Raw genomic sequence first — 21,647 nt, 5'->3', positions numbered from 1 at the left:
CTATGTCTGACCAATATACAGTTTTATATGTAGAAGATGACCCAAGCAGTGCTGAGATCTTACGTTTATATCTGGCACAAGCGGATATGCAGGTTGTCCATTTCGATAACGCCCCAGATGCCCATAGGGCACTGCAAAATTTAACATTTCAACTCGCTATTTTAGATGTCATGCTACCCGGCGGTGATGGCCGTGAGCTACTAAAAGAAGCCGTTGCGCGCAACATTCCTACCATTATGGTGACCGCCAAAGTATCTGAAACTGATCGTCTTGAGGGGTTTGAGCTTGGTGCGGACGATTATGTATGTAAGCCTTACAGCCCACGAGAAGTGATCTCACGAGCAAAGGCACTATGTAAACGTAGCTATCGTGGTCAGCAGAGTGCCGCTTTGTTGTTTGATGGCTTAAGTATCCATCTTGAGAGCAAATCCGTAACGGTAACACAGCAAACACCAGCGTTAACGGCTGTGGAGTTCGAGTTATTACTGACCATGGCCAAGCAGCCGCAACAAGTATTTAGCCGCGCGCAATTAATCGAACAAGTATGGGGAAGTGATGCGCCTATTACGGATCGGGCAGTCGATACTCACTTGGCTAACTTGCGTAAAAAACTTGGCGACAGTAAGGCTGAGCCCAAGTTTATCGCCACTCGTTACGGGCAAGGCTATCAATTTATCGCGCGTAAGGTGTCTTCATGAAGCTAAAAACCAAGTTTACCTTACTTGTGGCGCTTTGTACTTTTGCGCTACTCGGAAGCTTTTATCAACTATCTAAAAACTCAGCCGAGCGCACTTTTTTAGCATTTAATCAGCAAAGTGCGGTAACGTTTGGTCATTCATTGCTTGATGATGATTTAGTGGAAGAAGCATTAGCTGGCAACACCTTCACGAGCCCAGAAGCGACGTTAACGTTTTTAGCATCAACCTTTCCTGAGCAGCTATTTATTTGGCGAGATGCTAACTCAACAGCGGATGTAAAGATCCTCAATCCCGATCTCACCATAGACTATGAGCAGGTAAAATCCGGTCATCAATTTTCTATCCATCATCCCGGTGTTGCGGCGTTTGTGGTGCAATTTAATGAGGCGCAATATGTGTTATCACCACAGGGTGAGTTGTTTTGGTTGCCTGAGGTATTGCTAGATAGGTCGTTTGAAAAGGAAGCGCTGCAGCAAGCTATGTTGGATGATTTTATGCTTACTTTGGTCATCTTATCGATTATTGCTGCATTACTTGCTTGGTTGGGGTCGTGGTACTTTTTGTCGCCACTTAAACAGCTCAAACGTAGCTTCAAGGCGATAGAGTCGGGCGAGTTAGACACCCGCTTAGCGCTAAAACGCCATGATGAAGTGGGTGAAATCATCAATAGTTTTAATAATCTTGCGGCTTGGCTACAAGGTTTGCATCAGCAATATAAACAAATGAACTCCGACTTATCTCACGAACTTAGAACACCACTTAACGGCATTCGTTCGCGCTTGGAGGCGATGGAAGACGGTATAGTGCCGATGGATAAGGCTCAGTTAGCGGTGATAACCCAAGACCTTCACAACGTTAATCGTATTATCGACGACTTGTGTTTGTTGTCATTAACCGAGTCAAAGCAGCTGACGTTGTCATCAACACGAGTAAATCTCTCTGAGCTGTTAACATCGACCTTAGTGCGTTACCAAGCACAGGCCGAAGCGCGAGGCGTGAAATTGGACGCAGAGATTCAAGAAGGTGTGAGCGTGACGCTTGATGCCGGAAGAGTCAGACAGATAGTGGTGAACTTATTAGATAATGCCTTTAAATATGGTGCTGATGGTGGTGTTGTGACCTTAAAGCTCAGCTATCAAGACGATGAGCTGGTGATTACGGTTGCTGACTGCGGCCAAGGTATGTCGCCTAATCAACTCGATCAGGTGTTTGAGCGCTTTTACCGTGCACAGGGGTCGCGCCACGATACATCCAGTTTGGGGCTCGGCTTACCAATTTGCCGTCAACTTGCCGAGTTGATGGGCGCGACATTGACCGCGACTAGTGCTGAAAATCAAGGCGCAAGCTTTTCACTTCGGTTTTCTCGACTAACTTGATAATTGCTTGACAATTGCTCGGCATAGTTAGCTCAACAACGACATCAACAGTTTGAGAGCAAGATTATGAGAGCAATTATTTTATCAGCATTAGCATGTACCACCGTTGGTTGTGGGATCACCGCGTCTACCGCGCCACAATCGCTCACTTTACCGATGAAGTACACCGAGAAAGGTCATGCCTATGTGATGGCAACGCTTAACCGTACGGTTACCCATCCTATGATTTTAGATAGTGCTGCGAATGTTGGTATTTTACCGGTTAATTTGAAAACAGCACTTGCCTTGCCAGAAGACAAGCTAAGCAAAATGGACGTACAAGGCGCAAGTGGCAGCTCAGAGCTAGTATTGGCAACGATAGACCACACCAGCGTCGGCCACTTAGCAGCAGAGTCGCTTCCATATGTATTTAAAGATATGACCCGCTTAGATGTGGAAGGCGTCTTGCCTGGAATTTTGGGGCATGGATATATGTCGCAATATTGTAATGTGTTTGATTTTAAAAATAATGAGCTGAGTTTGTATCAAGGGGCTTGCCCAAGTAGTGTGACACAAGGCTTGGAGAGTGAAAGTTTTAAAATAGATAACAATTTCATCAAGCTGACAGCAAGTTTTAATGGCGAAGAGGTAGACGCCGTGCTTGATACCGGCGCTCCAACCAACTACATCAACTCACACTTGGCCAATAAACTAACATTAACGCTGGGCGAAGAAGACATCAGCCGCGGGTTAAACGACCAAGCAACTAAAAAGGTGGCCATAGGATCACTGCGCTTTAGCTTAGGAGGCAAGGAAATCATCAATACCGAAAGTCACTTATCGGATATGCCAGTGTTTGAGGTGCTTGGATATAAAGACGAGCCGTTTATCCTACTTGGTTTAAGTAACTTTAATGATGATAAGCTCATTATCGACTACGCTGAGAACACAATTTACTTTTGATCCCAACGCTGCTGGCTTGACGCTCGACCAGTCAGTAGCTAATTAAATTTCATATTAATTTAGACAGTTATGGTGTTTACTATAGCGAATAGTTATTTGAATGATCATTCAAATAAAGTTAGTCTAGCACCCGATGAGTAGTTAACCTGAGGTTTGGATAAGGAATGAGCTAACTCTTTATTCTTAAGCTCACATTAAATTTTTTCCTTATCTAGCCAGAAAGTTTTTGGGGATAACAAGGCGAATTTACGCCCCAATAGCTGGCTATTGGAAGTGAATTCAACGCAGTTAGCGCTAAAACTGGCTGCTAGAAAGGCATTAATTATCCGCAGCTCAGGTTAGTTAACCTGAGGTTAGTTAGAGCTCAGGTTATACCAATACAAAATGCACCAAGAGGAGCAACTGATGACTGACTTTACAATCCATACCGTAGAATCTGCACCGCAAAAAGGTAAACCATTACTTGAGAAGTCCCAGCAAGCATTTGGACGTATTCCGAACCTTCATGGTGTAATGGCGGAATCACCAGAGCATCTGCATGGCTATCAAGTGCTACATGAGGCTTTTTTAAATAGCTCATTTAATAACGATGAAAAAACTGTGGTGTGGCAAGCGATTAATGTAGAACATGAATGTCACTACTGTGTGCCGGCTCATTCTGCCATCGCAAAATCAATGAAAGTAAGTGATGAATTGGTCAAAGCGCTGCGTGAGCAAGCACCACTTGGCGATGAGAAACTAGAAGTGCTGCGTGCCACAACACTTGAAATGCTGCGCGAGCGTGGCAAGTTGAGCGATGCACAAACGAAAGCGTTTTTTGCCGCAGGTTATACTAAACAAAATCTGCTGGAAATTATCTTAGCGCTAAGTCAAAAGGTTATGAGTAACTACGTGAATCATATCGCGCATACTCCGCTGGATGATGCTTTTAAAGCGTTTAGCTAATTAGTAGAGAGGCATTTATTTTGCTATAAGTGAGGCTGTTTTACATCCATAGGAATGACTGATGGACGTGTAAAAATATAGCTGAGTACGGCAGCCTCAGTTATCGCGACAGACCATACGACCCAAACTGGTGCACTACTAAAACTCAAAGCCACTAAACCAACACTCATGCCAACCGCAGCGCCAATCTTGCCTTTTATAGGGATCACCTGATGTTGCCGCCATGCAACCAGACTCGGGCCAAATTTGGGGTGGGTGAGCAGCCAATTTTCTAATTTGGGAGAAGAGCGGGTAAAGCAAGCGAGAGCGAGAATAAAAAAGATGGTGGTAGGCATAACAGGCAGTGCCATGCCGATAAAGCCGAGACCAACGAAGACGATGCCAGCAACATGAAGCCAAAAACAACGATTGAATAAGGGGATTTTTTTACGCATAGGCATCCTCATATTTCGGGAGTGCTGAACTGACAGCGCATCACGATGACCTGAGCCAACATTGTTAACCAGAAGCCAATTATTAAAAGCATATCACAGCGGCTGAAATTCGCGAATTTTCAACTAAGCTAAAGCAAAGAGATTATCAGTCGGACGTTAGTGTTTAAAATAGCGAATCTGATCTCAGGTTAAATACAAGGAAGTAGTGCGACTGAAACGTTGAGGGGCAAAGTATGCAAGTAAATTTAGAACGTCTTAAGTCTACCTTATTTGCGCTCGCGGAGTTCGGCTATAACCATGAAGATAAGGGAATTTATCGCCAAGGTTTTAGCAATGAGGATTTTGCAGCGCGTAAATGGCTGATGGAATGCGCACAAAGCGAAGGATTTGTGAGTCGTATGGATGGCGCTGGCAATGTGATTATTGAAATGACCAGCCCGGATATTGCAGCAAAACCCGCGGTGATCATCGGCTCTCATCTTGATAGCGTACCGGCAGGAGGTATGTTTGATGGAACCTTGGGCGTCATTGCGGGGTTTGAGTGTATTCGTATTTTAAAAGAGCACAATGTGCAATTAGATAGGCCGATTTGGGTCATCGGTACCAGCGAAGAAGAAGGGCGCTTTGGTGGCATGATCGGGGCGCAAGCGCTCACTGGAAAATTAACGCCTCACCAATTGCTCACAAGTCATGATGCGGATGGCTGTATGCTTAGCGATGCCATGCGTGCGCAAGGGTTAGACCCTATGGATGCACTGAATGCAAGACTGGAACCTGAGCAAATAAATAGTTTTTTTGAATTACATATAGAGCAAGGGCCCGTGCTTGATCAAAAAGGCATTCAGATTGGCGTGGTGGAAGGGATTTCAGGGGTATTTAAATGGATGGTGAAATTAATTGGGAAAGCCGACCACGCAGGCACAGCCCCCATGGAGATGCGTAGCGACGCCTTTATGGGGCTGGCTGATTTTGCTTACCAGTTAGATCGCATTATTGCAGAGGACGGTACGGATACCACGAGGATCACCGTCGGTAAGGCGGAATTAAAGCCGGGTTTTGCACATACGATTGCTGGAGAGGTGGATTTCACCATCGTTGCGCGTGATATGGACGAAACGGTGATGGAGAACCTTGAAATTGCCTGTCGAAAAGCGCTTTCAGCCATCGCTCGGAAACACCATTTAATGTTTGAATACGAGCAGGTGAGTTGGTTGTCTCCAATGAAGTGCACACCTGAGATGGTTGAATTTATTAGTCAACAGGCAGAGGCCTTGTCGCTGAATTATCAAATCATGCCAAGTGGTGCTGGTCACGATAGCCAATTTTTTTCAGAAGTGTGTCCCACGGGGCTGATATTTATTCCATCACTCAATGGCGTTAGCCATGCGCCAGACGAATGGAGTCATTGGCATGATGTTGAAGCAGGGAGTAATTTGCTGCTGCAATGTGTTCAAAAAAGAGCAATAGAAACAAAAGAATAAATGTAAATTGAGGAACAAGCTGGGTGGCGTTTTACTAGACAAATTTGATCCTTGGGCTAGTCTTTGTTACTACTAGAATAATGTGGATAGCAAAACTTGCGGCGAATTCGGACTTGGATAACCGCAGTTAGGGATTATGAGGATGTGGATCGCCCGAGTAGTAACCTTAGTCTTACTTGCTGCGAGCTTTAATGGGCTTGCCGCCTCGCTGAGGGTGAGCGATGAGGTCGTGACTGCTGGGTTTATTACGCTACACATTGAGCGCACAGGTCCACCTCTACAGCAATCAACACAGCTATCTATTCAACATCTTTCAGAACCTTACTCCCTCTCCCTTTCGCTTCAGCCGACTCAACAAGCGGTAACCATTAGTGGCTTGGCTGATGGTGATTATCTCGCTACCTTAGGTGGGCTCTCAGCTAACTCGGCACAAACGTCGGTCTCATTTACAGTCAAACATCATCAGTTAACGCTGGCGCTTGCACTGTTTGTATTGGGCTTGTGCTTATTTGTGCTGCTTGTAGGAATGATTGTGGTGGGTAATAAGCAAACGCACGATAAGGAAAGCGTATGATAAATGCTTCATTGGCGCTCGGTCTCGCCCTGGCGTTTGCTTTGCTATGGGTATTTTTTGGCTGGTGGATTGGCAGGCGCGTACAGTCACATAATGAATTTGCGCTGGCCGGTAGAAATGTTGGGTTGGCCTTTGCTTGCGCCACTGCGATGGCAACTTGGGTCACCAGTAACACCACTTTAGTTGCGCCACAGCTCACTTATCAGTTTGGTATTTGGGGCATGATTGGCTACGCCTGTGCCGCATTCGGATTGCTGCTATTTGCGCCGCTTAGCCAACGTATCAAAACTTTACTGCCCCACGGCTACACCAGTGGCGACTTTATGCGGTTGCGGTTTGGGCGTTTCTCTTGGTGGGTCTTTTTGCTGATCTCTTTCGTGTATGCCATGAGTTGGCTCGTTAGCTTAGGCATGGCCGGTGGCATTTTGCTACACACCCTAAGTGGCTTAGATTATCACCTTGGTATGTCAATTATTCTGCTGATGTGTGTGGTCTACACGCTGTTTGGCGGTCTAAAAGCGGTGATCGCCACGGACTTTCTACAGGCCATTATTATTTTGGTAGGTGTCGTCGGAATTGCCATTGTCGTGGCGATGAATGTTGGGCTTGAACCAATTCATCAAAAACTCAGTAGTGACCATCCTAAACTACTCGACCTGCTTTTTCCTGCTGCTGTGATGTTTTTGTTCAACAATATCTTTTTTGGTTTAGGAGAGATTTTTCACAGCAACGTATGGTGGTCAAGGGCGTTTGCATTTAAAGGTGGAGTGGGCAAAAAGGCGTATTTTATCGCAGGTCTACTGTGGCTACCGATCCCCATCGTGACAGGGTTTATTGCGCTGGCAGCGCCGAGTTTAGGCTTGTATCCCGCTAGCGCCGATATGGTGGGACCCTTGGTTGCAAGCCAAGTGCTCGGCTATACCGGCTCGATCATTCTGTTCATTGTGGTGTTCTCAGCGCTGGCATCGAGTTTGGACTCCTTGCTCGCCGCAACGTCAGATCTCATCAATCAAGATATTTACCTGCAATACATCAAACCAAAGGCGAGCGATAGCGAGCGCTTAAAAAGTGCTAAGTGGATTATTGTCATCCTCGGCGTCGTGACTTGGCTCTTGTGTTTACCAAAAATCGCCACGCTGGGTGCCTTGTTGAACTTCGCTGGCGCTTTTGTCGCCAGCACTATTTGGCCTATCGTATTTGGTTTGTACTTTGCGCGAATGACGGGAAATAGCGCTGGCTGGGCTATGTTGCTTGGTACGGTATCAGGTTTGATTGGGTATTTTTATATTGGTTTTTATGTCGCTGCATTAGTTTCTTGTGCGGTGTCGTTATTAATTTGTGTGATTGCTTGGCGTTTTAGTCAGCAATCATTCCATTGGCAAGCGTTGGGCACGCAAAGCAAAGTGGAGGATGTATGATCTCATTGGGCGCATTTTCTAGTTTAATTTGGCTGGCCATAGTGCTCAGTTGTTTATGTCCTGTTGTCCTTGTCGTTATGTTCCTTATTGATTTTAAAAAGAGGCAGTTATGGTAAGTGCGCAGCAAGTAGAGTTTAATCGAGCGCAACCGGATGTTTACGGGGATGCACATCCCAAAGCATTACTCAGAGCGATACAAGAAGACGGTGACAGGCTGCATTGTTTGGAGAATAAGCACATTATCAGTGTCGACCATCTTGACCGAGATGTGCTGATCCAGTTGTTTCGCCTCGCCGCGAAGTATGAAAGTAATCCTGCAAGGTTCAGCTCGCCGCTTAGTGGCAAAATTTTGATCAGTGCGTTTTATGAACCCAGCACCCGCACCCGTCTGTCGTTTGAAAGTGCATGGCACCGCTTAGGGGGCGACATTATGTCGATCACTGATCGCTCCTCAACGGGCATCGCGAAAGGGGAGTCGCTGCAAGATGTCGCTGAGATGTTCAATAATTATGGCGATTGTGTCGTCTTACGCGACACCTCAGTGGAGTCTATTGAAGAGATGATCCACAGCCTACGCATTCCAATTATCAACGCTGGTAATGGCATTGATGAGCACCCAACACAAGCGATGTCTGATCTCTACACTATCTTCAAATGGCGGCCGTCGTTATTACTCCCTGACAGTGAAGCTTTTAGTCCTATAAAAATTGGCGTGATTGGTGTGCCGAGCCAAATGCGTACGGTGCGTAGCCTGTTGAAAATGTTTACGCATTTTCCGCGCATTGTGGACGAAATATTCCTGCTCTACGACGAGAGTGTCGAGGAAGCGGTGTCGAGCGAGCAATTAGCCCAGCTAGAGGAGGCGGGGGTCAAAGTGTCTATCGGCCATGACTTGAACGCCGTTTTACCTGAGCTTGATGTGGTGTATATCAATTCCATTGCATGGGTTGGTGAAAGCTTCGAAACCTATGGAAAGTCATTTAAATTAAGTGCAGATTCCCCCTTTAAGCCCGATGCGATAGTGCTTCATCCTCTGGCTCGAGGTGAAGAGTTGTGCACCAGTTTAGATGCCACGCCACACAATTGGTATTTTAGTCAGGCACGTGGTGCCGTCTTTTTACGCCAAGCCTTATTGACCTGTATGGTGCAGCGCGCCAGTACTGTGATGGATGTGATTTAGGGAGATATTATGTGCGGAATTGCTGGTATTTTTTCAACGCAAGCGCAAACACAAATAGATAATCAATTATTGGTAAACATGGCAGCCATTCAACATCATCGTGGTCCCGATGGTTTTGGCTATAAACAAATGGCTGGCGTGGGATTTAGTCACGCCAGACTATCGATAATCGACCTCGACGAGCAACGAGGTCGACAGCCCTTTATTAGTTCTGATAAGCGTCTAATGTTGGCGCACAATGGTGAGTTTTACGATTACGCGCGGATCCGAGCTGAACTAGTAGCAAAAGGGGCAAGGTTCCAAAGTAAGAGCGACTCAGAAATTGCTATGCACTTATATCAGCAGCTTGGTCTCGATGAGATGCTGACGCATTTGCGCGGTGAGTTTGCGTTTGCGTTGTATGACCAACAAACCGATACGTTGCACTTAGTGAGAGACCGCTTTGGTATTAAGCCTTTGTACTACACCCAAACAGAAGACGAAATTGTGTTTGGCTCAGAACTGAAGGTGCTGTTTGCCAACCCTAAAGTTAAGCGCCGATTCTCAAGTGAAGGCCTATTTCATCAACTGATCCAAGTCATGGTGCCCGGCAGCACGGCGTTTGCGAATGTACATCAAATCAAACCTGGACATGTTGTTAGCATCACCAGAAGCGAACAAGGTTTTAGCATTGAAGATAGACCTTATTGGGATGTTAACTTTCCAACGGCGCAAACGTATTTAAATAGCAAAGATGAAGCATACTACATTGATGGCGTGCGCAAACAGCTGCTAGAAGCGGTGCAGTTGAGACTCACCGCAGACGTCCCGGTAGGCTGTTACTTAAGTGGTGGCATAGACTCATGCGCCATTTTGGGCCTGTCTTCAGCTGCGGCACAAGCACCAATTAAGGCCTTTACCATAGGCTTTGATAGTGCAGAGTACGACGAAACGCCAATTGCAAAACAGATGGCACAAGCCACCAAGGCTGATCATCATATTATGTCGTTAAGTGGCGACGAGCTATATGGCCATTTTGAGCGAACTTTATGGCATACCGAACGAACCATTTATAACACGCTTGGTGTTGCTAAGTATTTGATGAGTCAGCAAGTTAACGAGTCTAATTATAAAGTTGTGATGACCGGGGAGGGCTCCGATGAACTTTTTGCGGGTTATCCCGCATTTAGAAAAGACCTGTTTTTATATGGTTTAGATGAACTTGACGACACCGAAAAAGCCCAGTGGCAAACCATGCTGGAAGACAGCAATAAATTATTTAAGGGTGCCATGCTCTCCCGTGAGCAATACGATAGTGCAGCATTAGACGAAGTTGTAGGCTTTACGCCGAGCTGTTTACAGCCTTGGCTGTCATGCAGTCACTTTGCCCATCAACTCGTTGCCGCCGAACACAGAGAACTACTCACGGGTTATGACGCAGGCAAAGCAATCGCTGAGACTTTAGATGATGCCATGTTAGAGTCCCGTCATCCACTCGACAAAGCCCAGTATGTATGGATTAAAACCATGCTTGAAGGGCAAATATTAACTTGGGGTGGAGATAGGGTCGACATGGCCAATTCGATGGAGGCAAGGCCTGCCTTTTTGGATCATCACCTCGCAGAGTTTGCCTTTACTATTCCCCCGCAATATCGCATTAAAGACCGTAAAGAAAAGTATGTGTTACGTGAAGCGATGAAAGGGCTGCTGCCAGAAGTACTGTATGAGCGTGAGAAATTTGCATTTATGGCGCCACCGGCGCACTCAGATGAGAAAAAGTGGGCTGCAATGCGCGTGTTGGCTGATAAGTACTTGTCTAGACAAGCTGTAGAAGCCGCAGGTTTATTAGACTTTGAAGCGGTAAATGCGCTATTTGAGTTACATGATTCACCAGACGCCGATAATTCACTCAAAGTGCAATTAGATGCCGTGATCAATCATTTACTTGGTGTGCAAATACTCCACAAACAATTTATTGCCGCAGATTTACCACAATTTGCCGCCACTGAAGCGGAGCGCCTAGGTTGGAGAGCAGCCACAAACTAACGTTGGTCTTATTGGTATTACAGGAAATAAGGTAATAAAAAGGCGATGCACCAACTAGTGCATCGCCTTTTTGATTTAATACCTAAGATTAATCGCAAAGATTAAAAGTAATAACCGAAGTTAATATTGAAGCGACGCTCGCTTTCGTCACTATCGCCTGCGATTGAACCACCAATAAACGGCTGGTTTTTCGCATGAACTAGATCAACATAGGTGAAGAATGCACCCGCAGCGAGTGACACACCTGTGACATTCATCCAAGTGTCTTCGGAATTATCAGATTTGTCGTAAATAATACCGAAGTCGTTATAAAACTGCAGATCAGTAATTGGACCGAACTCAACTGGCAGATTGTACGCTACATTAAAGTTCGACATAGTGGCTTCTGCTGCGATGGAATCATAAAACGCATAAGCACCTACTGCCATACGGTTTACATCGTCAATATCGTACTGGTACTCACCGTGTTGTAGCTGTAAATTCCAAGGGCCAATGTTGCTATTTAAATGCAGTGCCCACGCGTTGTAATCACCTGCTCGGTCATTACCATCGTGAAGGCCACCGGCAAGGCCAGAGACGCCAATTTCAGTTGTGCCACCGTTGTGTTCAATATGATACGCGTAGCGACCAACAAAGGTGTTGTATTCCCCGATTGGTTGCGTTGGGTCGTCATAAACGCCATCGCCCGCTTTACGGAAACCCACCACGTCATAAGAGTAGCGATCACTGCGGTCATCCACGTAACCATCGACACCACCTAGCTCATCGTTTTTGAAAAAACCAAGGTCAAGCTGCCAATTGTCCGCTACTTTACGTTTAAATACCACGCCCATGTCGTGGTCGTCTTCAAGACCAATGTAATAGGTGGTGTTAAAGAACCAGTTGTGCGAGTTGTAAGGTGAGTTACCAAAAGGCACTTTAGTCATACCAACCTGAGCTTGCCAATGGTCGGCAAAGTCATAGTCTAGGTAAGCGTATTTTACCGCAGTCATATAGTCGAAAAAGCGGATTTCGGCATTTAAGCCAAAGCCACCGACATTGCCAGAAAAGTTTAATCTGAAAATATCGAAGTCAAAATCGCCGCCACGGTTCTTGTTGTCATCGTCATAAGACGTATGGCTGTAGTTTGTTCTGATCGCGCCACCGACTTTGATGGTCGGTTTTGTTTCAGCTGCTGCAACTTGAGTTTTAGTTTCAGCTTTTGCTTCGGCTTTTTCAGCCTTTGCGATTTTTTCCTGTTGTGCTCGCGCCTGCTCTTTTTGTTCTAGCTGCGTGAGTTTCTTCTGAAGTTCAGCCAATTGGCGCTTTAACGCATCAATTTCTGAGTTTTCGGCAAGCACTGAATTAGAGCAAAGTGCTATACCTAATCCGAGTGAGATGGTTGAAAGTTTTAACATAGTTGTCCCGTTGTTAAATAGTTGAGCGCAAAAACCTCTTACAAATTGTAGACCACCAAAGCTATCATTGCAGAAAGCAGATAAATTTTATGATCCTTGATTGAATTATCTATAGTAACACTGTGGTCTATCTGACCTCAAAGTTACCCAACATTTAACCATACCTAAGATGAATATAAGACGAACAAGTGATCACATTTGTATGTAATTCTTGCCCAATAGCCTATCCCTCACTATATTTTTACTATCTGTGAAATGGTGTTTATTCATGAATATATCGCAAAAATTAAAGCTGTCTTTCGCAACGGCAATTGCACTTCCTTTGTTAATCATTGCGGGGCTTATTATCAGTCAAACTAGGCAGCAGGGGATAGAGACTTTCTCGGAGCTCAGTGATCGAGAGGCGCTACAGGTTGAGAATGGTATCCAGATGTTTTTTGATGAAATTGCAAAAAACGTAGACTATTTAGCAACCCATGCGCAGGTCTTGAGTGCGCAGCAAGACGTAAAAACTTATATGGATTCAACCAGCACCACTCGACTTAATTCCAAAGCTGGAAGCAAAACAGAGCAAGCAGCATATTCGTTATTTGAGCACTTTGGTAACACGCATCCCGGCATTGCCTATATCTACATGGGAAATCAGCAAGGTGGTTATATTCAATGGCCTCTAGGTGAAGTGAATGCAAACTATGACCCTAGACAGCGTCCTTGGTATCAAACAGGACAATCAGGAAATGGCGAGACGATCCGCACCAGCGCTTATTATTGGGCGCCGGATGATATGGTGATTGTATCGACGGTAAAAGCGATAACTGCCAATGGTCAAACCGTGGGTGTCCAAGGTATGGATGTGTCACTACAAGGGTTGACCAAAATCATCCGCAATATCAAGTTGGGCGAGACCGGCTATTTAATGCTAGTGGAAGACACCGGAAATGTGTTGGTCGATGCTAAGTTCTCCGAACATAGATTTAAAAAGTTGGCAGACATTGCGAACGGCCGCTATCGTGAATTGGCTCAAAATAAGGATGGGTTATTTGAGCTCGAAATTAACGGGCAAGACTATTTTGCCAACATCTATACAGCACCCAAATTAGGCTGGAAGTTTATTGGTTTAGTTGAAAAAAGTGAGGTAATGGCTGCAGCCAATGCGATGACGCTGACGATATTGATTCTAAGTGCCGTCCTGATCACCGTATTTTTATTGCTAGCAAGTTATATTTCTAAGTTGATCTCAGCGCCCATTGTAGAAGTGAGTGATGGCTTAACTGAAATTTCGCAAGGCGGTGGTGATTTAACGCAGCGTTTAGACATTAAAGCTCAGGATGAAACAGGCAAACTGGCGACGAGCTTTAATTTGTTTTTAAATCTCATTGCTGAGCTGGTAACGCAAATTAATGAGTGTGCGCAGCAAGTTAATGAAACCTCACGACAAACCGCTTCTCAGTCTGATCAGCTCACGGGCGCTACCAGTCAACAACAGCAAGCGCTTGAAATGGCTGCCACCGCAATTAATGAGATGGCGGCAACCGCAAACGAAGTGGCGGCAAGCTGCGCCAATGCGGCTGAGCTGGCAGGACAAACTCAGCAAGCATCTGAGCTGGGCCAAAGGGTGATCACAGAGTCTGTCGAGAGCGTCACAACATTATCTGAAGTGATCAACAAGGCAACCGCAGATATCATGCAGCTCGACACCGAAAGCGAAAATATTATGTCGATACTCAGCGTGATCCGAGGCATAGCTGAGCAAACCAATCTTTTGGCATTAAATGCCGCAATTGAGGCGGCACGGGCAGGTGAGCATGGCCGCGGTTTTGCTGTCGTGGCCGATGAAGTGCGAGCGTTGTCGCAGCGTACCTCTGAATCGACGGAAGAAATCGCTTCTCAGCTTGATAAGCTTAGAAAAATGACAGAAATGGTGTCGGGAGAAATGAAGCGCAGCCTAACGCGTACGGAGCAAACGGTTGAACTGACAAACTCAGCGCAACAACAATTTAGTGAAATTACCCAAGCGATTGTCAATATTAGCGACCTTAACACGCAAATCGCCACCGCAGCTGAAGAGCAGCAACATGTTGCTGAAGACATTAATCGTAACGTGGTGGAAATTAAAAATGCCGCGGATAGCGTGAGTGATATCGCTGTGAATACCAATCAAAATGGCGTGAGATTACATTCATTATCGAGCACACTCACAGAGCTGGTGGGCAAATTTAAAGTATAGCTTTAGCCCAACCCTCACGTTCCATAAACCGTGAGAGCAACACTCTCACGGTGCTACCGCATTGGTATAATTGAATAACTTTCAAATTGGATGGATAACAGTTTACTCGTAGTATTTAAGTGGTAAGGTAGGCATATCATTGAGTTGACGTAGGAATCACCATGGAATTATCACCTTCAGTTTCAATCGAGCGCACTGAGTCCGGACTTGAGTATATTTGGGTCGACAGTGCATTTTGCCAAGCAAAGATCTTTTTACAGGGTGCGCAACTTACCGAGTTTACACCAGCAGGAAAAGGCAATTTAATTTGGGTTTCTGAGGCGGAAGATTACCTTGAAGGCAAACCGGTACGTGGTGGTATTCCAATCTGTTGGCCTTGGTTTGGCGTTCATAGCAAAGCGGATTGGCCAATTCATGGGGTTGCTCGCAAGCTACTTTGGCGCGCGCACAGCGTTGAAGAAAAAAGCGATGAAATTACCGTTAAGCTCACACTACCGATGACTTTAGTTGAAGCGCAATACTGGCCACACACGTCACAATTAGAGGTCGAGTTTGTGTTATCAGACAAGCTTGAAGTGCGACTGACCAATACCAATACTGGTGATGCGCCATTTACGCTAACGCAAGCCCTACATACGTATTTCCCAACGCCAGAAGTAAGTAATACCACGGTAGACGGGTTACAAGGCGCGAAATATATCGAGTTTGATGAAGGTCCATTTGAGCAAACCGAAGTGGTTGGCTTTGCCCGCGAAACCGATATGGTATACACCCAAGCAAGCCCAGTACAAACCATCAACACGCCTGCGGGCATTATTGAAGTAAAACGTGAAAACTCAACTTCTTGTGTGCTTTGGAATCCATGGATTGAAAAATCACAGCGTTTAAGCAACTTTAATGATGATGAATACCACAAGATGTTGTGCTTAGAAGCTTGTAACGTAATGGACGATGCCGTGCAACTTGCACCGGGTGAAAGCCATACCCTAAGTACTATCATCCGTTGGTTATAATTTCATATTCGCGGAGCACACCTTGCTCCGCTGAAACCCATAAGAATAAAAATTCTCCCTATGGAAAAGTCCACAATACTGGTTATTGACGATAACGCCGAAGTACGCCTCAGCGCCGTATTCTTTTTAGAAGATCAAGGTTTCAATGTAATTGAGGCGGCAACCTTAGAGCTTGCCAAACCACTGCTCAGCGCTAAGCAAGTGTCATTAGCCTTGCTCGATATGAACTTCTCCCGAGATACCACTTCAGGCAATGAAGGATTGGACTTTTTGCGCTGGCTACGTGACTCCAATCTTAATGTGCCTGTGATCTGTATTACCGGTTGGGGAAATGTCGCGTTAGCGGTGTCCGCAATGCAGCTTGGTGCGAGCGACTTTATCGAAAAGCCGTGGGACAATCAGCAGCTGCTGCAAGCCGTGCAGCAACAACTCAAAATATCATTAAAGCAAGCGAGTATCGTAGCAAAACACAGTGAGCGCGGCGCGTTTCAATGGCGCTCTCAGGCGATGCAATCTTTATATAAGCAGCTTGCTAAAGTAGCAAAAACCGATGCTCGGGTGCTGCTTACTGGGCCAAGTGGCGCGGGCAAAAGTCATTTCGCTCAGTGGTTACACCAACAGTCTAATCGTTCAGCAGGACCTTGGGTTGAGGTGAATATGGGCGCAGTGCCAGAGTCATTATTCGAAAGTGAGATGTTTGGTCACAGCAAAGGGGCGTTTACAGATGCAAAGCAGCATCGTGTTGGTCGTTTTGCGATGGCAAAGCAGGGCACATTGTTTTTGGATGAAGTTGCGACTATTCCACTGCCTCTACAAGCAAAATTACTGCGGGTGCTGGAAAATGGCAGTTATGAAGTTGTGGGTAGCAGTCAGACGCAACAAGCGGATTGCCGCCTTATTTGCGCAACCAATACCAATCTAGACGCTTTAGTGAAAGCTGGTGAGTTCCGAGAAGACTTATTATATCGCATCAACACGATTGTGATTGAAGTGCCGAGGCTCGCCGAGCGGTTTGGCGATATCGTGCCGTTGGCTGAGTATTTTGTCGCTAAATTCTGTGCGCAGTATGGTGAGCCAATTCGTGAACTTAGCCCAGCGGTTAAAGCCGCATTGATTGAACACGCTTGGCCCGGCAATGTGCGTGAGTTAAGTCACGTTATGGAGCGTGCCGTGTTAATGGCAGAGGGCTTGCAGATTGAGCTCAGTGACTGCCAACTACGCTTTACCGCCGCACCTAAAGTGACTAGTGATATGCCAAGCAAGACTTTGCAACAAGTGGAGCAAGAAATGGTGGAGCAGGCGATGCAACGGGCTCAAGGCAATGTCGCAGAAGCCGCTAAAATACTAGGGCTCACGGCTTCTTCTCTTTATCGGCGTTTGGAAAAATATGGCCTTAAAACATCTGGCTAGCGCCGAGTGGCGGCTTGGGGCCTACTGTACGCTGTTAACCATTAGCTGTACGGTTTTACTGACTTTACTGCTTCTGCAATTACAGCTTGGGGTAATGTGGGTGGCTGTCGTATCGGTGAGTGTATTGGGGTTATTGGGCGGGTTACAGAAAATACTGTTGTCTCACCTTAAACGTATTGCCATGCGTGCTAATTGGCAGCTAGAAGCGATTGCACAAAGTGACTTTACTCAAACCATTAAGCCACATTATACGGCGGGCGTGGTGGCTGAATTTGAACAGCGCTTGCTAGCCTTAAGTGCACAGCTGCACAGTCAAAAGCGCCGCTATCATAGTCAGCAGTTTATCATTTATCAGCTAATAGACAGCCTTAATACGCCTATTATGATGTTTGATGATAAGCTCAAACTTGCCTATGCCAATGGTGCATTTGAGTCGCTTTATCATCGCCCTTGGTTAGAGTGTAAGGGAATAAGTGCGGCTCAGTTTGGGCTGGTGCAACAAGATAATCACTGGCATTTTGCAGATACAGCGCAGCAATCTCGGTGGCAGCTACAAAGTAGTGAATTCTTTCAAGAGGGTAAGCAGTTTTCTTTACTTGTTGCACTCGATATTACTAAGGCATTACGTAAAAAGGAGCTGGCTGCTTGGCAACACTTAATCCGAGTAATAAGTCATGAGATCCACAACAGTTTGACGCCCGTCAGCTCCCTAGCGCAAACCTTATTAGCAAGAGCAAAGGACGAAAAAGAGCAGCATGCGCTAAGTGTAATAGGTCAGCGTTGCCAGCATTTACAACAATTTGTGAGCCAATACGCCAAAGTTACGCAAACCCCAAGGCTTGATCGGGAGTCAGTCTCCATCATGCTGTTACTGTCTTCTGTTGCTGCGTTATTTGAGGATACCGACATCCAAGTAAATTGCACCGTGAAGACGCTCCATCTCGATAAAGCCTTAATTGAGCAAGTGCTGATTAACTTAGTTAAAAATGCCATTGAGGCCAGTGGTGAAAATGCTAAGTTGACACTACATGCTTATTATCAGCAGCAACAAGCGGTGATTGGTGTACAAGACAATGGCCCGGGCTTTGCCAACCTAGATAACATGCTTACACCTTTCTATTCCACCAAAGAAGGTGGGCAGGGAATAGGTTTAACCTTTAGCCGCACCATTGTAGAGTTACACGATGGACAACTGAGTTGTCACAACACAGGCTCAGGAGGATTGATAAAAATCACTTTACCTTATTGATAATAATTATCATTAGCATATAATTAAAGCTCCTTCAAAATCTTGGCAAGGAGCTACCATGTTAGTCACTTATCTGTTGGCCAGCGGCTTTATTTTTATGGCGTATAGCTACTCCAAATCATTCAAACCACACGCGCACACCAAGGCAAAACTGGCGGTGTTATTGAGCGCGGGTTTTATTGCCGCGGCAAAATGGCAGGCGGGGTTGAGTTCAACCGTGGTATTTTTTGTGTTTGCAGTATCTCTTGGGGTACTTAGCTTGTTTATCACCCTTGCACAGCCACAAAAGCACTGAAAAATTACGCGCATTTAGAGCAACGCAGATCTTGCTTGCCTCAAAATAGACGTTTTAAGGTGTAACGTGCGCAAGAAATTGTTACTAAAAAGCACACTTTTTCTTTACATCTCTTGTTAAGCTAGCGCCACCGGATTTATATAGGAAAGGTAATGCGAGCGCTACTGATAATTTTTGTTGCTTTTACTAGCTTTGGTTTACAGGCAAAGTGGCAAACCATTAAAACCGAAAACTTCAATGTGCATTATCCTCAGGCGCTTCAGCAATGGGCGTATTCTGCAGCAAATGAGCTGGAGGTAGTGCGAGATAAAGTGCTGGCACAACAAGGTAGAGCCTTGAGTGAACGTGCTGATGTGATTATTTACGATCCAGAAAATACGGCCAATGGCTTTGCATTACCCAGCACAGATAAACCAATGATGGCACTGCAAGCAACGCCGCCTCAAGCTGATTCCGTCATCGCAAATAACACCAGTTGGCAGCAGTTGCTCATTTTGCACGAATATATTCATCTCGTTCATCTATCACAGCCTAGCCGTAATCAATGGCGACAACATCTCAGAGATTGGCACGATATTACCGACTTGCTCGATGCGGTATTACCGCGTTGGGTCAGCGAAGGCTATGCGACCTTGCTGGAGTCTAGATTAACGGGGCGAGGACGTTTGTACGATAACTACAGTGAGAGCATTGTGCGTTATTACGCGCAGCAAGGCGCATTACCGACCTATAGCGCTTTAGATAATGGCGACAAGTCTTACCTTTCCAATTCCATGGCGTACTTAGTAGGCGTACGTTTTCTAGCTTGGCTTGAGGATAATTATGGTGCACAGACGCTAGATGCCGTGTGGACAAGAGTGCAGGCGGTGGAATCACGCAGTTTTGAAACCGCATTTAGTGGTGCTTTTGGAGCGCCAGCCAGCCAGTTATATCGTCGCTTTGTTGTTGAATATAGCTATCAGGCTATGCAGCAAGAGCTGGCTTTGGTTCCGACACAGAGTGAGCTTTGGCAGCGGTTCGCATATGCTGCTCGAGATATCGCATTCTCTCCAGATGGCAGTCAGTTTTTGGTGGTGGAGCAAAATCGCAAACGCCAAGTCACACTCAATATCTACGAAAACAAAGAAAATGTAGAAGCCATTGAGCAATTTAATAAGCGCAACGAAGCAATATTAAATGCCGATCCTAAAGATATCGTGGATATCGCACCTGAAGTCTTTCCAAAAAAGCGACTTGCGCAGCTTGATGCTCACAATTTTGCTGGTATCTATTACCCCCAGTGGCTGAATGACAGCCATATTTACTTCGTTGCAAAAACGCCAGCTGCAGATGATACCTTTATCAATGATTTGTTTGTCTGGAAAATTGGTACTGGAAAGCCGAAGCAACTAACCGAAGGCGCGGGTATTCGTCGCTTTAGTATTGTTGATGCTAATACCATTATTGCGGAGGTGTCTCGTTTGGGTTACTCACAGCTAGTGACCATAGAGTTGGACTCAGGCAAGCAAGCGCCGATCACCACAAGCAAGCTTGGGGATGTCCATGACTTTCCTGTGCTCTCTAATAAAAAGACGATATTAGCCTATGTGCATGTTACTCCTAACAAACGCTGGCAACTTGTTGTTAAAGATCTTAGCCATGATACAACCGAAATCGTCTACTTACCCAAGTCACATCAATACCTTTCGGGGTTAACTTGGTCTCATGATGATGACAAGCTGTACTTTATTTCTGGAGTCGCAGGCCATTTAGCGGTGATGCGGTATGACGTGGTGAGTAAAATACTTGAAACCTTACCTGTGAGTGCTAAACCGCTTGAGCAAATTATTACCCATTCACAGCAGTTACTGGTGAGCTATGCGACCCCTGAAGGGGTCAAGGTTAACAAAATAGTTGCTCCGGCTTGGCGCACCGTGAGTGTGTTGGAGCAAGTGGATGAGGCTGAGCTACAAGAGCTGCATCCTCATCAATTACCTGCGGCTAAGATAGATCAAACCGCGCTGCCCAGCTCTGATTATTCTGTGTTCGAACAGTCTTATTCTGTCGCCTTATCAGGCGCATTAAATAGCGCCTCTTTTGATAGTTTGGGCGTGGCATTAAAAGGGCAGGATGTGCTGCGCCAACTTGCTTGGCAGCTTGGAGTCGAGAAAAGTATCAATAATGGCGCGTTGATGGGTGCATTCGCCCAATTCGAATATCGTCATGAAAACTGGAAAACAACGTTTGATGCTGGATATCAAGAGCTAGAAGCGGATAAGCAGTCTCACTCGCTACAAGCAAATACCTCGAATGAAAACAGCTTTAAGCAATTTGCTTTGTCATCTAGCTATCGTTTTGGTGAAGCATTGAATTACCTCGCTCCCGAATTGGGGGTTATTCGTGTGCAACATGGTGAAAAGACATGGAGCGGCGGGCGCTACGGCTTTAACGGTCGTGCAATGTGGGATACACAGCAGCATGGTGTAGCACTGCAAGTCTCTGCAGCTCAGTGGCTAGGTGAATTAGATGGTTTTGATTATCAGCTGAGTTTGTTCGCTAAAGCATGGCAAATTCCATTCTATGCATCGGTCGATAGCCGCTACAGCAGCGAATTGCCTTTATCTTTGGGTGGTGGATCACTTACCAGCACTAGTATTAGTAACAGTTTACACGCTGTCAGCGAACCGATGTTGCCGCATCTATTTGCAACGGGAAGCCGCTATTTAGGCTATGAATTTGCAACGTCATGGCAGCAGGGCAAACCTAAGTTATTTTATAAGCAGCATCAGTTAGATGGAGAAGTTATTGGGCAAAATTACGGTATTAAGATGCGCTTACCTTTGTCTCGAGTGATATTAGACAAGGCCGCTGATTTTGCTCCTGCAGGATTAACCGATTTACAGTTTAATGCTGGAGTGGGTCGCATTGAGGGGCGTAACATGGCTAATGAAAACCGTGTCTGGTTTAGTGTTTGGTATGAGTTGTAGATAATCGCTGAAGATTG

17 protein-coding genes are annotated in these 21,647 nt (G+C 45.7%); 15 read left to right on the top strand and 2 right to left on the bottom strand.

The annotated features are described in order from the left end of the window. The first annotated feature begins 2 nt into the window (after positions 1-2). The 4 genes from CTT31_RS17545 to CTT31_RS17530 all read left to right on the top strand — a co-directional run bounded on the left by CTT31_RS17545 (position 3) and on the right by CTT31_RS17530 (position 3,961). The gene (locus CTT31_RS17545) at positions 3-698 is read left to right on the top strand and encodes a response regulator transcription factor (RefSeq protein WP_260491663.1); all 696 of its coding nucleotides are present in this window, start codon (positions 3-5) and stop codon (positions 696-698) included. Then, positions 695-2,074, top strand: a complete 1,380-nt coding sequence (locus CTT31_RS17540; protein ID WP_260491662.1) for a sensor histidine kinase — start codon at positions 695-697, stop codon at positions 2,072-2,074. Before CTT31_RS17545 ends, CTT31_RS17540 begins: the two co-directional genes overlap by 4 nt. Positions 2,075-2,140: 66 nt before the next feature. After that, positions 2,141-3,016: a retropepsin-like aspartic protease gene (locus CTT31_RS17535; RefSeq protein ID WP_260491661.1), complete on the top strand. Its 876-nt coding sequence runs from the start codon at positions 2,141-2,143 to the stop codon at positions 3,014-3,016. 405 nt (positions 3,017-3,421) lie between these two features. Next, entirely contained in the window at positions 3,422-3,961 is a 540-nt protein-coding gene (locus CTT31_RS17530; protein WP_088532102.1) for a carboxymuconolactone decarboxylase family protein, read from the top strand. A gap of 23 nt (positions 3,962-3,984) precedes the next feature. On the opposite strand, the gene CTT31_RS17525 is transcribed toward CTT31_RS17530, so the two are convergent. Further along, entirely contained in the window at positions 3,985-4,395 is a 411-nt protein-coding gene (locus tag CTT31_RS17525) for a YbaN family protein (RefSeq protein ID WP_211858862.1), read from the bottom strand. 233 nt (positions 4,396-4,628) lie between these two features. Here CTT31_RS17525 and CTT31_RS17520 point away from each other — a divergent pair, with 233 nt between their 5' ends. From CTT31_RS17520 to asnB, 5 genes are all read left to right on the top strand, one after another. Then, positions 4,629-5,876 carry a Zn-dependent hydrolase gene (locus CTT31_RS17520; RefSeq protein WP_017218281.1) on the top strand — a complete coding sequence of 416 codons (1,248 nt, stop codon included), beginning with the start codon at positions 4,629-4,631 and terminating at the stop codon, positions 5,874-5,876. A 142-nt stretch (positions 5,877-6,018) separates the two neighbouring features. Further along, on the top strand, positions 6,019-6,450 hold the full coding sequence (locus CTT31_RS17515) for a hypothetical protein (RefSeq protein WP_045964009.1): 432 nt from the start codon (positions 6,019-6,021) through the stop codon (positions 6,448-6,450). After that, positions 6,447-7,868 (top strand): sodium:solute symporter family protein, encoded by a 1,422-nt coding sequence (locus tag CTT31_RS17510; protein ID WP_130127176.1) that lies wholly within the window; start codon positions 6,447-6,449, stop codon positions 7,866-7,868. The genes CTT31_RS17515 and CTT31_RS17510 overlap by 4 nt, the downstream gene beginning before the upstream one ends. A gap of 109 nt (positions 7,869-7,977) precedes the next feature. Further along, the gene (locus CTT31_RS17505; RefSeq protein ID WP_010376561.1) at positions 7,978-9,048 is read left to right on the top strand and encodes an aspartate/ornithine carbamoyltransferase family protein; all 1,071 of its coding nucleotides are present in this window, start codon (positions 7,978-7,980) and stop codon (positions 9,046-9,048) included. A gap of 9 nt (positions 9,049-9,057) precedes the next feature. Continuing rightward, the gene (gene asnB, locus CTT31_RS17500) at positions 9,058-11,073 is read left to right on the top strand and encodes an asparagine synthase (glutamine-hydrolyzing) (RefSeq protein ID WP_260491660.1); all 2,016 of its coding nucleotides are present in this window, start codon (positions 9,058-9,060) and stop codon (positions 11,071-11,073) included. A gap of 101 nt (positions 11,074-11,174) precedes the next feature. On the opposite strand, the gene CTT31_RS17495 is transcribed toward asnB, so the two are convergent. After that, positions 11,175-12,470, bottom strand: a complete 1,296-nt coding sequence (locus tag CTT31_RS17495; RefSeq protein ID WP_045964013.1) for a porin — start codon at positions 12,468-12,470, stop codon at positions 11,175-11,177. A gap of 268 nt (positions 12,471-12,738) precedes the next feature. Here CTT31_RS17495 and CTT31_RS17490 point away from each other — a divergent pair, with 268 nt between their 5' ends. The 6 genes from CTT31_RS17490 to CTT31_RS17465 all read left to right on the top strand — a co-directional run bounded on the left by CTT31_RS17490 (position 12,739) and on the right by CTT31_RS17465 (position 21,630). Continuing rightward, positions 12,739-14,697: a methyl-accepting chemotaxis protein gene (locus tag CTT31_RS17490; protein ID WP_045964015.1), complete on the top strand. Its 1,959-nt coding sequence runs from the start codon at positions 12,739-12,741 to the stop codon at positions 14,695-14,697. Positions 14,698-14,858: 161 nt separating this feature from the next. Beyond that, positions 14,859-15,710, top strand: a complete 852-nt coding sequence (locus CTT31_RS17485) for a D-hexose-6-phosphate mutarotase (protein ID WP_010376554.1) — start codon at positions 14,859-14,861, stop codon at positions 15,708-15,710. Between the two features lie 60 nt (positions 15,711-15,770). Further along, positions 15,771-17,120 (top strand): sigma-54-dependent transcriptional regulator, encoded by a 1,350-nt coding sequence (locus tag CTT31_RS17480; RefSeq protein ID WP_260491659.1) that lies wholly within the window; start codon positions 15,771-15,773, stop codon positions 17,118-17,120. Continuing rightward, complete coding sequence (locus tag CTT31_RS17475) at positions 17,098-18,369, top strand: sensor histidine kinase (RefSeq protein WP_260491658.1); 1,272 nt, start codon at positions 17,098-17,100, stop codon at positions 18,367-18,369. Before CTT31_RS17480 ends, CTT31_RS17475 begins: the two co-directional genes overlap by 23 nt. A 58-nt stretch (positions 18,370-18,427) precedes the next feature. After that, a complete protein-coding gene (locus CTT31_RS17470; RefSeq protein WP_222241808.1) occupies positions 18,428-18,664 on the top strand; it encodes a hypothetical protein in 237 nt (78 codons plus the stop codon). Positions 18,665-18,816: 152 nt separating this feature from the next. Beyond that, entirely contained in the window at positions 18,817-21,630 is a 2,814-nt protein-coding gene (locus CTT31_RS17465; RefSeq protein ID WP_260491657.1) for a TolB-like translocation protein, read from the top strand. Positions 21,631-21,647: the final 17 nt, after the last annotated feature.

Origin of the sequence: Pseudoalteromonas maricaloris, assembly GCF_024746855.1 — a bacterium.
Taxonomy (GTDB): domain Bacteria; phylum Pseudomonadota; class Gammaproteobacteria; order Enterobacterales; family Alteromonadaceae; genus Pseudoalteromonas; species Pseudoalteromonas maricaloris.
Note: the sequence above shows the minus strand (reverse complement) of the source record. Positions and strands in the feature narration are given on the sequence as shown.

What these genes read in the sequence shown, in the direction of transcription:
- CTT31_RS17510 (WP_130127176.1), top strand. Translation starts at nt 6,447, where the DNA reads ATGATAAATGCTTCATTGGCGCTCGGTCTCGCCCTGGCGTTTGCTTTG.
- asnB (WP_260491660.1), top strand. Translation starts at nt 9,058, where the DNA reads ATGTGCGGAATTGCTGGTATTTTTTCAACGCAAGCGCAAACACAAATA.
- CTT31_RS17465 (WP_260491657.1), top strand. Translation starts at nt 18,817, where the DNA reads ATGCGAGCGCTACTGATAATTTTTGTTGCTTTTACTAGCTTTGGTTTA.
- CTT31_RS17505 (WP_010376561.1), top strand. Translation starts at nt 7,978, where the DNA reads ATGGTAAGTGCGCAGCAAGTAGAGTTTAATCGAGCGCAACCGGATGTT.
- CTT31_RS17535 (WP_260491661.1), top strand. Translation starts at nt 2,141, where the DNA reads ATGAGAGCAATTATTTTATCAGCATTAGCATGTACCACCGTTGGTTGT.
- CTT31_RS17475 (WP_260491658.1), top strand. Translation starts at nt 17,098, where the DNA reads ATGGCCTTAAAACATCTGGCTAGCGCCGAGTGGCGGCTTGGGGCCTAC.
- CTT31_RS17540 (WP_260491662.1), top strand. Translation starts at nt 695, where the DNA reads ATGAAGCTAAAAACCAAGTTTACCTTACTTGTGGCGCTTTGTACTTTT.
- CTT31_RS17485 (WP_010376554.1), top strand. Translation starts at nt 14,859, where the DNA reads ATGGAATTATCACCTTCAGTTTCAATCGAGCGCACTGAGTCCGGACTT.
- CTT31_RS17515 (WP_045964009.1), top strand. Translation starts at nt 6,019, where the DNA reads ATGTGGATCGCCCGAGTAGTAACCTTAGTCTTACTTGCTGCGAGCTTT.
- CTT31_RS17470 (WP_222241808.1), top strand. Translation starts at nt 18,428, where the DNA reads ATGTTAGTCACTTATCTGTTGGCCAGCGGCTTTATTTTTATGGCGTAT.
- CTT31_RS17495 (WP_045964013.1), bottom strand. Translation starts at nt 12,470, where the DNA reads ATGTTAAAACTTTCAACCATCTCACTCGGATTAGGTATAGCACTTTGC.
- CTT31_RS17490 (WP_045964015.1), top strand. Translation starts at nt 12,739, where the DNA reads ATGAATATATCGCAAAAATTAAAGCTGTCTTTCGCAACGGCAATTGCA.
- CTT31_RS17525 (WP_211858862.1), bottom strand. Translation starts at nt 4,395, where the DNA reads ATGCGTAAAAAAATCCCCTTATTCAATCGTTGTTTTTGGCTTCATGTT.
- CTT31_RS17530 (WP_088532102.1), top strand. Translation starts at nt 3,422, where the DNA reads ATGACTGACTTTACAATCCATACCGTAGAATCTGCACCGCAAAAAGGT.
- CTT31_RS17480 (WP_260491659.1), top strand. Translation starts at nt 15,771, where the DNA reads ATGGAAAAGTCCACAATACTGGTTATTGACGATAACGCCGAAGTACGC.
- CTT31_RS17545 (WP_260491663.1), top strand. Translation starts at nt 3, where the DNA reads ATGTCTGACCAATATACAGTTTTATATGTAGAAGATGACCCAAGCAGT.
- CTT31_RS17520 (WP_017218281.1), top strand. Translation starts at nt 4,629, where the DNA reads ATGCAAGTAAATTTAGAACGTCTTAAGTCTACCTTATTTGCGCTCGCG.